At 73.7% G+C, this 11,737-nt stretch carries 10 protein-coding genes; 1 reads left to right on the top strand and 9 read right to left on the bottom strand.

From position 1 onward, the window contains the following. Positions 1–41 precede the first annotated feature (41 nt). The 9 genes from AB0302_RS00200 to AB0302_RS00160 all read right to left on the bottom strand — a co-directional run bounded on the left by AB0302_RS00200 (position 42) and on the right by AB0302_RS00160 (position 10,998). The gene (locus tag AB0302_RS00200) at positions 42–833 is read right to left on the bottom strand and encodes a TSUP family transporter (protein WP_298984847.1); all 792 of its coding nucleotides are present in this window, start codon (positions 831–833) and stop codon (positions 42–44) included. A gap of 1 nt (position 834) precedes the next feature. Next, a complete protein-coding gene (locus AB0302_RS00195) occupies positions 835–2,661 on the bottom strand; it encodes a proline--tRNA ligase (protein WP_366370175.1) in 1,827 nt (608 codons plus the stop codon). A 219-nt stretch (positions 2,662–2,880) separates the two neighbouring features. Beyond that, entirely contained in the window at positions 2,881–3,867 is a 987-nt protein-coding gene (locus AB0302_RS00190; protein WP_366370174.1) for a GNAT family N-acetyltransferase, read from the bottom strand. After that, positions 3,842–4,993 carry a flavodoxin-dependent (E)-4-hydroxy-3-methylbut-2-enyl-diphosphate synthase gene (ispG, locus tag AB0302_RS00185; protein WP_248115326.1) on the bottom strand — a complete coding sequence of 384 codons (1,152 nt, stop codon included), beginning with the start codon at positions 4,991–4,993 and terminating at the stop codon, positions 3,842–3,844. Before ispG ends, AB0302_RS00190 begins: the two co-directional genes overlap by 26 nt. Positions 4,994–5,131: 138 nt before the next feature. Further along, on the bottom strand, positions 5,132–6,127 hold the full coding sequence (locus AB0302_RS00180) for a hypothetical protein (RefSeq protein WP_366370173.1): 996 nt from the start codon (positions 6,125–6,127) through the stop codon (positions 5,132–5,134). A 97-nt stretch (positions 6,128–6,224) separates the two neighbouring features. Continuing rightward, positions 6,225–7,583 (bottom strand): site-2 protease family protein, encoded by a 1,359-nt coding sequence (locus AB0302_RS00175; protein WP_366370172.1) that lies wholly within the window; start codon positions 7,581–7,583, stop codon positions 6,225–6,227. Beyond that, entirely contained in the window at positions 7,580–8,872 is a 1,293-nt protein-coding gene (gene dxr / locus AB0302_RS00170) for a 1-deoxy-D-xylulose-5-phosphate reductoisomerase (protein ID WP_366370171.1), read from the bottom strand. Before dxr ends, AB0302_RS00175 begins: the two co-directional genes overlap by 4 nt. 135 nt (positions 8,873–9,007) lie before the next feature. Beyond that, positions 9,008–10,624 carry a cation acetate symporter gene (locus tag AB0302_RS00165; RefSeq protein WP_298714673.1) on the bottom strand — a complete coding sequence of 539 codons (1,617 nt, stop codon included), beginning with the start codon at positions 10,622–10,624 and terminating at the stop codon, positions 9,008–9,010. Further along, positions 10,621–10,998, bottom strand: coding sequence for a DUF485 domain-containing protein (locus tag AB0302_RS00160; protein WP_248115275.1), 378 nt, complete (start codon positions 10,996–10,998; stop codon positions 10,621–10,623). The genes AB0302_RS00165 and AB0302_RS00160 overlap by 4 nt, the downstream gene beginning before the upstream one ends. A 227-nt stretch (positions 10,999–11,225) precedes the next feature. Here AB0302_RS00160 and AB0302_RS00155 point away from each other — a divergent pair, with 227 nt between their 5' ends. Next, the gene (locus AB0302_RS00155) at positions 11,226–11,696 is read left to right on the top strand and encodes a GNAT family N-acetyltransferase (protein ID WP_319074688.1); all 471 of its coding nucleotides are present in this window, start codon (positions 11,226–11,228) and stop codon (positions 11,694–11,696) included. Positions 11,697–11,737 lie beyond the last annotated feature (41 nt).

Raw genomic sequence — 11,737 nt, 5'->3', positions numbered from 1 at the left:
TCGGGGGCGGGCAGGGCCAGCGTACCGCCGCGGTCGGCGCCTCACCCCACGAGCGGGGCCAGGGTGTCCGCGCCCACCTTCACGATCAGCGCGGAGACGACCGCGAGGAAGACCACCCGGATGAACCCGGTCCCCCGCGCGATCGCCATGCGCGCGCCCACGTAGCCGCCCGCGAGGTTGGCCGCGCCGAGGAGGAGGCCCAGGCCGAGCACCGCGTGGCCCGCGGGCAGGAAGAACGCCAGGGCGCCGAGGTTGGTGGCCAGGTTGACCACCTTGGCCTGGGCCGAGGCTTGCAGGAAGTCGTGTCCGAGCAGCGCCACCAGTCCCAGGATGAGGAAGGTCCCCGTGCCGGGCCCGATCATCCCGTCGTAGAATCCGACCGCCCCGCCGAGGGCCAGGGCCCGCGTCAGGTGGGCCGCCCCCGTGTGCTTGAGGGCGGCGACCCGGCCCAGCTGCGGTCGGGTCGCGGTGACGATCCACACCGTCACGAGCGCCGCGAGGATCACGGGCCGGATCACCCCCGTGGGGAGCAGCGTGGCCACGACCGCCCCGCCGAGGGAGGTCGCGAAGGCCAGCGCGGCCATGGGCAGCGCCGTGCGCAGGTCCGAGCCGAGCCGGCGCCGGTAGGTGATCGCCGACGTCGCGGTGCCGAACACGGAGCCCAGCTTGTTGGTGGCCAGGGCCTGCACGGGCGTGAGTCCCGGCACCAGCAGCATGACGGGCAGCTGCAGCAGCCCGCCCCCGCCGACGACGGCGTCCACCCAGCCGGCGGCGAAGCCCGCGGCCAGGAGCAGCAGCACCAGGCCCGTCGTCAGCTCGACGGCGCCGAACATCTCAGCGCCCGTGACGCACCTCGGCCACGACCTCGGCGACCGCGTCGGCCACCGGCACGGTGCGGGCCTCCCCCGTGGCACGGTCCTTGAGCTCGAGCTCGCCGTCGGCCAGGCCGCGGCCGATCACCACGGCGGTCGGCACGCCGATCAGCTCGGCGTCCTTGAACTTCACGCCGGGGCTCACCTTGGCGCGGTCGTCCACGATCACGGTGAGACCGTGGGCCTCGAGGCCCTCGGCCAGGTCCAGGGCGGCGGCGACGCCGTCCTCCCCCTTGGTCGCCACGACCACGTGCACGTCGGCCGGGGCGACCGCGCGCGGCCACGCGAGGCCCTTGTCGTCGCGGTAGCGCTCGGCGATCGCGGCGACGGCGCGGGTCACGCCGATGCCGTAGGAGCCCATGGTCACCACGACCTGCTTGCCGTTGACGTCGAGGACCTTCAGGTCGAGGGCCTCGGCGTACTTGCGACCCAGCTGGAAGATGTGCCCCATCTCCATGCCGCGGCGGGAGTGGAGCGGGCCGGAGCCGTCCGGGGCGGCGTCGCCCTCGCGCACGACGGTGGCCTCGAGGACCGCGTCCCATCGGAAGTCGCGGCCGGCGACGACGCCGAAGGCGTGGCGCTGGTCCGCGTTGGCGCCGGTCACCCAGGCGGTCCCGGGGGCGACACGCGGGTCCACGAACAGGGGCAGGCCGGACACCGAGCCCTCCGCGCCGAGCACGGGGGTGCCCTCGATCTCGCCGGCCCCGGCCGGGCCGATGTAGCCCTTGACGAGGGCGGGGTGGCGCTTGAGGTCCTCGGCCGCGGCGGCCTCGACCGTGGGCTCCCCGACGACCCCGAGGGCCGGGCCGACGGACGCCTCGAGCCGCTTGACGTCGACCTCTCGGTCGCCGGGGACGGCGACGACGAACTGGCGGCGCTCGCCGCCGTCGACCACGGCGGTGAGCACGACGCACTTGAGGGTGTCCGCGGCCTCCCACGGGCGGTCGGCCCGCGGGGCCAGGTCGTTGGCGACGTCCACGAGCGCCGCGATGGTCGTGGAGTCCGGGGTCTCCTTGACCTCGGCCGCCGGCAGCGCGGCCATCGCGGCCTCGTCGAGGGGCTCGGGGGCCACGGTGGTGACGGCCTCGACGTTGGCGCGGTAGCCGCCGTCGGACTCCACGAAGGTGTCCTCGCCGACCTCGGTGGGGTGCAGGAACTCCTCGGAGCGGGAGCCGCCCATGGCGCCGGAGGTGGCCTTCACCGGCACGACCTCGAGGCCGAGCCGCTCGAAGATGCGCAGGTACGCGGCGCGGTGGGCCTCGTAGGCGTCGTCGAGGCCGGCGTCGTCCACCGTGAAGGAGTAGGAGTCCTTCATGACGAACTCGCGGCCGCGCAGCAGGCCGGCGCGCGGGCGGGCCTCGTCCCGGTACTTCGTCTGGATCTGGTACAGGTACGCCGGCAGGTCCTTGTAGGACGAGTAGAGGTCCTTGACGAGGAGGGTGAACATCTCCTCGTGCGTGGGGGCCAGCAGGTAGTCGGCACCCTTGCGGTCCTGGAGGCGGAACAGGCCGTCCCCGTACTCCTCCCACCGGCCGGAGGCCTCGTAGGGCTCGCGCGGCAGCAGCGCGGGGAAGTGCACCTCCTGGGCGCCGATGGCGTCCATCTCCTCGCGCACGACCGCCTCCACGCGGCGCAGCACGCGCAGGCCCAGGGGCAGCCACGTGTAGATGCCGGGGGCGGCGCGGCGGATCATTCCGGCCCGCACGAGCAGCTGGTGGCTCGCCACCTCGGCGTCGGCCGGGGCATCGCGCAGGGTCCGCAGGAACAGGGTGGACATGCGCAGAGGCATGGGAGGACTCCTTCAGGGGCAGCGCGCGAGCACGGGTCGGTGGACGCCGGCCGGTGCGTCGGGGGCGTCGTCGACGTCGATCCTAGCGGCCGGCCCGGCCTCGTCCGGCTGCGTCCTCGGTGCCCGGGCACAGGAGGTCCGCCGCCGAGGGATCCGCGGCCGACCCGGCGGTGCATCCCAGGGGCGGATCGGACGCGGAACCAGACCCGCGCACCCCCGTCAGTAGAGCACCGTGGCGAACGTGCCCACGCGCTCGAACCCGACGCGCGCGTACGTGCGCAGCGCGGCGGTGTTGTACGCGTTCACGTAGAGGCTGACCACGGGCGCGTGACGCCGTGCCAGCCCCACGACGGCGGCCATCGCCCCGGCCGCGAGCCCGCGCCCGCGGTGCTCCGGGTGCATCCAGACCCCCTGGATCTGGGCGCACCGGGAGGAGAGCACGCCCACGTCCGCCTTGAAGCGCAGCGGGGGGCGGGCGCCGGCGCCCGGCGTCGGGGCATCTGGTGCCGGGACGCCCGGCGTCGGGGCGTCTCCGGGGACGATGAACACGCGGCCGGACGCGATGAGCCCCCGCACGCGCTCGCGGTACTGCTGCGCGCCGCCGAGGAACGGGGAGAAGCCGAGCTCCTCCTCGAACATGGCCGCGCTGGCCGGCAGCACCCGGTCATAGTCCCGCGGCCCTGCCGGGACCACGTCCGGGAGCGGCGCGACGGCGGGCCGCTCCCCCGCCACGAGGAGGGGCTGCTCCTCGCGCACGGAGCGCGGCCGGTGGCCGGCGGTCCGCAGGGCGCGGCCGATCGTCAGCACCGCGGCGGCCGGGCCGTACACGGATCCGAGGCGGCGCCGCAGGGCGACGACGGCCGCGGCGAGGGCGGCCGCGTCGTCGTCGGTCGCCGTCGACTCGGCGCGGCCGGGCGGCACCACCGGCACCACGTTCGAGCCGACCCACGCGGCGGCGCGCAGCGCGCCGGCGGGGGCTGCGGCGTCGGGGTTCTCGGGGACGCCCAGGAAGAGGGTGCCGCCCGCTCCCCCGCGCGGGCCCGCCCGGCGACCGGCCTCGAGCAGGGACTCGACGAAGACGTTCGCCACCGGGTCGCGGCGCGCGAGGGCCGCGAGTGCGGGGGTGTCGGCGTCGGTCAGAAGGCGGACCCGCCCCTGCGAGGCCTGGCGGACGGCAGCGTCAGTGGACGGAGACCACGGGGGCACCGGCGGCAGCCTGGTCACCGGAGCCCTCCTCGTGGCCCATCTCCGCGGCGATCCGGCGGGCCTCCTCGATGAGGGTGTCCACGATCTGGTCCTCGGGCACGGTCCGAATGACCTCGCCCTTGACGAAGATCTGGCCCTTGCCGTTGCCCGAGGCCACGCCGAGGTCGGCCTCCCGGGCCTCGCCCGGGCCGTTGACGACGCAGCCCATGACGGCCACGCGCAGCGGGACGGTGACGTCCTTGAGGCCTTCGGTGACCTCCTCGGCGAGCGTGTACACGTCCACCTGGGCGCGGCCGCACGAGGGGCAGGAGACGATCTCGAGCCTGCGCTCGCGGAGGTTGAGCGACTGCAGGATCTGCAGGCCGACCTTGATCTCCTCGACGGGCGGGGCGGAGAGGGACACGCGGATGGTGTCGCCGATGCCCTTGCCCAGCAGGTAGCCGAACGCGGTGGCCGACTTGATGGTGCCCTGGAAGGCGGGGCCGGCCTCGGTCACGCCGAGGTGCAGGGGCCAGTCGCCCTCCTCCGCGAGGAGCTCGTACGCGCGGGCCATGATCACCGGGTCGTTGTGCTTCACGGAGATCTTGAAGTCCTTGAATCCGTGCTCCTCGAAGAGGGACGCCTCCCACACGGCGGACTCCACGAGGGCCTCCGGCGTGGCCTTGCCGTGCTTCTGGATCAGGCGGGGGTCGAGGGAGCCGGCGTTGACGCCGATGCGCAGGGAGGTGCCGTGCTCGGCGGCCGCCTGGGCGATCTCCTTGACCTGGTCGTCGAACTTGCGGATGTTGCCCGGATTCACGCGCACGGCGCCGCAGCCGGCCTCGATCGCGGCGAACACGTACTTCGGCTGGAAGTGGATGTCCGCGATCACGGGGATCGTGGACTGCCGCGCGATGACCTTCAGCGCGTCCGCGTCCTTGTCCGTGGGGCAGGCCACGCGCACGATGTCGCAGCCGGCAGCGGTGAGCTCCGCGATCTGCTGCAGGGTGGCGCCGATGTCGTGGGTCTTGGTGGTGGTCATGGACTGCACCGAGACCTGGTGCTTCGAGCCCACCCCCACGGAGCCCACCCGGATCTGCCGGGTCGGCCGGCGCGGGGCCAGCACGGGCGGCGGGGCGGACGGCATTCCAAGGCTGACGGGCACGGCAGCGCTCCTCACGGTTCTCGGGTCGGCGGCGAGAGGCCGTCGCTTCATCCGTCCCATCCTAGGCCCCGGTGCACGGCGGCACCGGGGCCCGGCGGGGGCGGTGAGGACGGCCGGGGATCACTGGAAGGAGACGAGCCAGGGCTTGGGGTCGTTGGCCATGGTCTGCTCCGGGGTCATCATCGGCTTGTCCTCGTCGTAGAAGTTCTTCCAGGCCATGCGGATATGGTCCGGGAGGTTCTTGCGGAGGATGCTGTACGTCTCCTTCTTGAGCCGGTGGGTGCCGTGCCCGTCCGCGTGGAGCAGGAAGGCCAGGCCCTCGCGGGCCACGATCTCCGACCGCTGCTCGATCATGGCCGAGCGGAACTGATGCAGGACGAACAGCTTCTCGGGGAGCCCCTCGGAGGCCACGAGGTCCGAGAGCCACGCGCTGGTCTCGTTGATCTCGGCGGCCGTCACCTGGCCGATGTCCCGCATGTGCTTCTGTCCCGGACGCAGCCGCCACTCCGGGTCCAGGGCGAGGCCGACGTGGGGCCGCTTGAGCAGGTCCTCGATGCGCTTCGCCTGGGTGGGGAAGTCCTCGAAGCCGGTCTGCAGGTCCAGGATGACGTGGATGCCGGCCTCGCCGGCGCCGTCCACCCACTCCTCGAGGCGGTCGCGCTTGACGGGCCGGGAGTACGCGCCGTCGGGGCCCGCGTCCGCCGAGGCCACCGTGGCGATCATCTCGAACGCCGGCTGGATCGGCTCCTCCGAGAACGGCTCGTAGGTCTTCGCGAGCGCCCGCACGCGCTCGATGGACGCGGGGAGGTCCTGCTCGCCCAGGACGCCGAGGGCACCGGTGCCGGGAGTGCCGTACAGGGCGACGAACCGGCGGGCCGGGAAGATCTCCCGACCGCCGCCGGGCAGCTCGCCGGACGGGGTGGGCGTGGCCGAGGACGAGTCCGCGGCGGACTCCGAGGCCGAGGCCGAGGCGGGGGGCGCCGACGAGCTGGCCGCCTCCTGGGAGGCGGGTGCCGAGCAACCGGCCAGGCCCGCCGCGAGGGAGCCGAGACCGAGGAGGGTGGCGCGGCGCGTCAGGACGCTCGGAAACGGGAAGGCGTCACGAGAGGCATTCACAGCAACGATCCTAGGGGACGCCCTCCGGGCAGGCCGGGCGGGCCGGGCGGCGCCGCGGCTTCGTGCCCGGACTGTGACCTTCCGGGCCGTCCGCCCGTCAGAAGAGCCGCACGGGCTCCACGAGGTCCGCCACGATCAGCAGCAGGCCCATGGCCAGCATGGCCCCGGCCACCACGTACGTCAGGGGCATCAGCGCGGCGAGGTCGAACGGCCCGGGGTCCGGTCGCCCCCGCAGGCGGGCCCCGCCGCGGCGCAGCGCCTCGTAGAGCGCGCCCGCCACGTGCCCGCCGTCCAGCGGCAGCAGGGGGATCAGGTTGAACACCAGCAGGGCGACGTTCACCCCCGCCACGAGCGAGAGCACCATCGCGGCCTTGTCCCCGAACGAGACCTCGTCCAGCGCCGCCGCCTCCCCCGCGATCCGCCCGACCCCGACGACGGACATGGGGCCGTTCGGATCGCGCTCGGCCGGGGTGAGCACCGCGACGGCGGTGTCCCACAGCCGCTGGGGCAGCACGAGGACCACGTCCGCGACGCCGCGGATCTGCGTGCCCACCAGGCCCACCGCGTCCAGCGGCGTCCCCGTCACGGTCTCGGTCTGCGCCCCCATGCCGATGAAGCCCACCTGCTGGGTGCGGGCGGTGCCGTCCGGGGCGCGCTCCGGCTGCCCGACGGCGTCCGTCACCGGCCGCTCCGTCAGCCGCGGGGTGATCGTGGACTCGATGCGCCGCCCGTCCCGCTCCCACGCGATCGCGGTGGGCCGGCCGGCGCGCTCGCGGATGGCAGCGGCGAACGCGTCCCAGTCCTCGACGGGGACGCCGTCGAAGGCGACGACGGTGTCTCCGGGCAGCATGCCTGCCTCGTGGGCCGGCGCCACGGGGTCCCCGGGCCGGCACTCCTCGGTCTCGCCCGCGGCGGCGCGCGCCTGCTGCTCCTGCGCGGGGACGACGCAGCGGAAGACCTCCGCCGCCGTCGTGCTGGGCTGCGCGGTGCCCACCGTGGTGACGAGCAGGGCGGTCAGGGCGAGCGCGATCAACAGGTTCATGGCCGGGCCGCCGAGCATGATGACGATCCGCTTCCAGACCGGCAGCGAGATGAAGGTGCGCCCCTCGTCCCCGGGCCGCAGCTCCTCGGCGGCCTGGGCCCGTGCGTCGTCGGCCAGGCGCCCGAACTGGCGGAAGAGCCCCGTGGAGGACGCGCGGGGCGCCTGCCCCGCACGCGGCGGTGGGAGCATGCCCACCATGGAGACGTAGCCGCCGAGCGGGAGCACCTTGATCCCGTACTCGGTCTCCCCGCGCCGCCACGAGGCGACCGTGGGGCCGAAGCCGATCATGTAGCGCGTCACGCGGACGCCGAAGACCTTGGCGGGCACGAGGTGGCCCACTTCGTGCAGCGCGATCGAGAGGGCCAGGCCCAGGGCGACGGCGAGGACGCCGAGCACGAACCAGGCGGCGCTCATGCCCGCGCCCACCGGCCCCGGGCCGCGGCGCGGGCCCAGCCCTCGACGGCCAGGACGGCGTCGACGCTGAGGTCTCCCGGCGCGTGGCCGTGGCCGGCGGCGTCGAGGACGCGCTCGGGGGCGTAGTCGCCGAGGACGGCGCGGACCGTCTCCAGGATGCCGTCGAAGGAGAGGCACCCCTCATGGAAGGCGTCGACGGCCTCCTCGTTGGCGGCGTTGAACACGGCCATGTGCGTCGGCGAGGCGGCCGCGGCCTCCTTCGCGAGGCGCACCGCGGGGAACACCTCCTCGTCGAGGGGCTCGAAGGTCCAGGTCGCGGCGCGGGTCCAGTCGCATCCGCCCACGGCTCCGGGCACGCGGCGCGGCCAGCCGAGGCCGAGGGCGATCGGCAGGCGCATGTCCGGCGGGGAGGCCTGGGCGAGGGTGGAGCCGTCCGTGAACTCCACCATGGAGTGCACGACGGACTGCGGGTGGACCACGACGTCGATGCGGTCCAGGGCGACGTCGAAGAGCAGGTGCGCCTCGATCACCTCGAGGGCCTTGTTCACGAGCGAGGCGGAGTTGGTGGTGACCACGCGGCCCATGTCCCACGTGGGGTGGGCGAGGGCCTGCGCGGGCGTGACCGCGCGCAGCTGCTCCCGGGTGCAGCCCCGGAACGGACCGCCCGAGGCGGTCAGGACCAGGCGGGCGACCTCGTCCGCCGTGCCGCCGCGGAGCGCCTGGGCCAGCGCGGAGTGCTCGGAGTCCACGGGGACGAGCTGGCCGGGCGCCGCGGCGGCCTTGACGAGCGCGCCCCCCACGATGAGCGACTCCTTGTTCGCCAGGGCGAGGCGGTGGCCCGCCTCGAGGGCCGCGAGCGTGGGGCGCAGGCCGATCGAGCCGGTGATGCCGTTGAGCACGGTGTCCGCGCCGGTCCAGGCCGCGATGCGGGTGGCCGCCTCGGGGCCCGTGAAGAGCTCGGCGGCGGGAGCCGGGCGGCCGAGGCGTGCGGCGGCCGCCGCGATCGCCGCGCGCAGCTCCTCCGCGCCCGCCGTGGCGGAGCCCACCGCCTCGACGCCGTGGCGGACGGCCTGCTCGGCCAGGAGGGCGGTGTTGGAGCCGCCCGCGAGCGCGACGGCCCGGAACCGCTCGGGGTCCTGCTCGATGACGTCCAGGCCCTGGGTCCCGATCGAGCCGGTCGAGCCGAGGAGGGCGACGCGGCGGGGGGCGCCGTCGCCTCCGCCGGAGGGGTCGTCGGCGCGGACGCCGGGGGCCGGGAGGGTGTAGTCGGCGAGGGATCCGTGGGTCACCGGGCCATCATGCCAGCGGCGGCTGGGAGGAGGGCGGGACGGTGGAGTGCCGGGATGCCGGGGACGACGACGGCGGGACCGCACCCGTGAGGGTGCGGCCCCGCCGTCGTCAGGGGTGGGCGGATGCCCGCGGCGTCAGTGGCTCACGGCCTTCTCGGCGCCGATGCCGGTGAGGGAGCGGACCTCCATCTCGGCCTGCTTGCCCGGGTCCTCGGCGCGCGAGGACGTCACGGAGCCGAGCCAGCCGAGGAAGAAGGCCAGCGGGATCGAGACGACGCCCGGGTTCTTCAGCGGGAAGAGCACGAAGTCCGCGCTCGGGATCATGGCGGCCGGGTTGCCGGACATGACCGGGGAGAACACGATCAGGACGATCGCGGAGAGCAGGCCGCCGTACATGGACCAGAGGGCGCCGCGCGTGGTGAAGCCCTTCCAGAACAGGGAGTACAGGATGGTCGGGAGGTTCGCCGATGCGGCCACGGCGAAGGCGAGCGCCACGAGGAACGCGACGTTCTGGCCCTGGGCGCCGATGCCGCCGAGGATGGCGAGGATGCCGATGACCACCACGGTGATCTTGCCGATGCGCACCTCATCCTCCGAGGACAGGGGCTTCTTCGCGATCACGGGGCCCCACACGTCGTGCGTGAAGGACGCCGCCGCCGTGAGGGCGAGGCCGGCGACGACCGCGAGGATCGTCGCGAAGGCGACCGCCGAGATCAGCCCGAGCAGGATCGACCCGCCGAGCTCGAACGCCAGCAGCGGGGCCGCCGAGTTCACGCCGCCGGGAGCGGCGAGGATGCGCTCGGGGCCGATCAGTGCACCGGCGCCGTAGCCCAGCACCAGGGTGAAGAGGTAGAAGGCGCCGATGAGCACGATCGCCCACACCACCGACTTGCGGGCCTCCTTGGCCGTGGGCACGGTGTAGAAGCGCATCAGGACGTGCGGCAGGCCGGCGGTGCCGAGGACGAGCGCGAGGCCCAGGGAGACGAAGTCCAGGCGCGTGGTGAAGTCCTTGCCGTACTGCAGGCCCGGCTCGAGGATGGCCTCGCCCTTGGGGTTGAGCTCGACGGCCCGGCCGAGCATCGCGTTGAAGTCGAAGCCGAAGAGGGCGAGCGCCCACACGGTCATGACGCCCGCGCCGAGGATGAGCAGGATCGCCTTGATGATCTGGACGTAGGTGGTGCCCTTCATGCCGCCGATGAGGACATAGGCGATCATGAGCACGCCCACGATCACGATCACGAGCGCCTGGCCGCCCCTGTCCGTGATGTTGAGCAGCAGGGCGACGAGGCCGCCCGCGCCGGCCATCTGGGCCAGGAGGTAGAAGAGGCAGACGGCCATGGTGCCGAAGGCGGCGGCGATGCGCACCGGCTTCTGGCGCAGGCGGAACGAGAGCACGTCGGCCATCGTGAACTTGCCTGTGTTGCGCAGCAGCTCCGCCACGAGGAGCAGGGCGACGAGCCACGCCACGAGGAAGCCGATCGAGTACAGGAAGCCGTCGTAGCCGTAGAGGGCGATCGCGCCGACGATGCCGAGGAACGAGGCCGCCGAGAGATAGTCGCCCGCGATGGCGGTGCCGTTCTGGGTGCCGGAGAAGCCTCGGCCTCCCGCGTAGAAGTCCGCCGAGGAGCCCGAGGTCTTGGAGGCCCGGATCACGACGACGAGGGTGACGACGACGAACGCCGCGAAGATGCCGATGTTGACCATCGGGTTGCCGACGGCCTCCGCGGCCAGGAGGGGGGCGAGGGTGCTCATCGGATCTCCTCCGTGGGGTCGGCCGCGTGGGAGCCCGCCTCGCGCTCGAGGCGCTCGCGCAGCGCCGTGGAGCGCGGGTCGAGGGTGCGGTTGGCGAAGCGGACGTACGCCGCCGTGATGGCGAACGTGGTGACGAACTGCAGCAGGCCGAGGACCAGGCCCAGCGTGATGTTGTCGTGGAGGCGGATGGCCATGACCTGCGGGAAGAACGCCCCCAGGATGACGAACAGCAGGTACCAGACGAAGAACGCGACCGTCATGGGGAACGCGAACGAGCGGTACGTGCGGCGCAGCTCCGTGAACTCCTCGGACTGCTGGGCCGCGCGGAACTGCTCGGGGGTCGGCGCCGGTGGCGCGACGGAGTGGGGTGACATGGGTGCTCCCTCAGGGGGCGGGCGTCCGGCCGCGGAGCGGGCGGAGCGGTGTGTGATGACGCTCACATCCTCTCCCGCGAATGCTCCGCGCGTCAACCACTTTGTATACATACGCCAGTGCGTGACCGATTGTGACGACGGCCCCTGCCAGTCCCCCGGTGATAGCGTTGCCGAAAGACTGCGGGCGGCCGCCGCCGCCCGCCCGCTCACCCGAGAGGTCCACCGCCGTGCCCCTTCGTGACGTCCGCCCCGAGGACCTGGACGAGTTCTTCGTGCACCAGCAGGACGAGGACGCGAACCAGATGTCCGGAATCGCCCCCCGCAGCCCTGCCGACCGCGGGGTCTTCGACCATCACTGGGGCACCCTGCTGCGCGACCCCCGCGTCCAGGTGCACACCATCGAGCACGAGGGCCGCGCCGTGGGCGCGCTGATCTGCTCCGAGCAGGACGACGCCGCCGAGCTCTCCTTCTGGACGGCGCAGGAGTTCTGGGGCCTCGGGCTGACCACCTCGGCCGTGGACGAGTTCCTGCGCGGGTACCCGCACCGCCCCGTGCGGGCCCACGTGGCCGAGGACAACGCGGGCACCGTCAGGGTCCTCTCCCGCCGGGGGTTCGAGGTGGTGGGCGAGGAGAAGGTCTTCTCCAATGCCCGCGCCGCCGTCATCACCGAGCTCGTCATGGAGCTCGGCGCGGACTGAGGCCGGCTGGAACGCGACGGCGCCGCGGAATGCCTCCCGCG

Origin of the sequence: Micrococcus sp. NPDC078436 (genome assembly GCF_040702705.1) — a bacterium.
Classification (GTDB): domain Bacteria; phylum Actinomycetota; class Actinomycetes; order Actinomycetales; family Micrococcaceae; genus Micrococcus.
This window is presented reverse-complemented; position numbering and strand designations above follow the sequence as displayed.

Coding starts and splice junctions, on each gene's coding strand:
- ispG (WP_248115326.1), bottom strand. CDS start 4,993: ATGCCGTCCGCCCCGCCGCCCGTGCTGGCCCCGCGCCGGCCGACCCGG.
- AB0302_RS00175 (WP_366370172.1), bottom strand. CDS start 7,583: ATGAGCGCCGCCTGGTTCGTGCTCGGCGTCCTCGCCGTCGCCCTGGGC.
- AB0302_RS00165 (WP_298714673.1), bottom strand. CDS start 10,624: ATGAGCACCCTCGCCCCCCTCCTGGCCGCGGAGGCCGTCGGCAACCCG.
- AB0302_RS00195 (WP_366370175.1), bottom strand. CDS start 2,661: ATGCCTCTGCGCATGTCCACCCTGTTCCTGCGGACCCTGCGCGATGCC.
- AB0302_RS00160 (WP_248115275.1), bottom strand. CDS start 10,998: ATGTCACCCCACTCCGTCGCGCCACCGGCGCCGACCCCCGAGCAGTTC.
- AB0302_RS00200 (WP_298984847.1), bottom strand. CDS start 833: ATGTTCGGCGCCGTCGAGCTGACGACGGGCCTGGTGCTGCTGCTCCTG.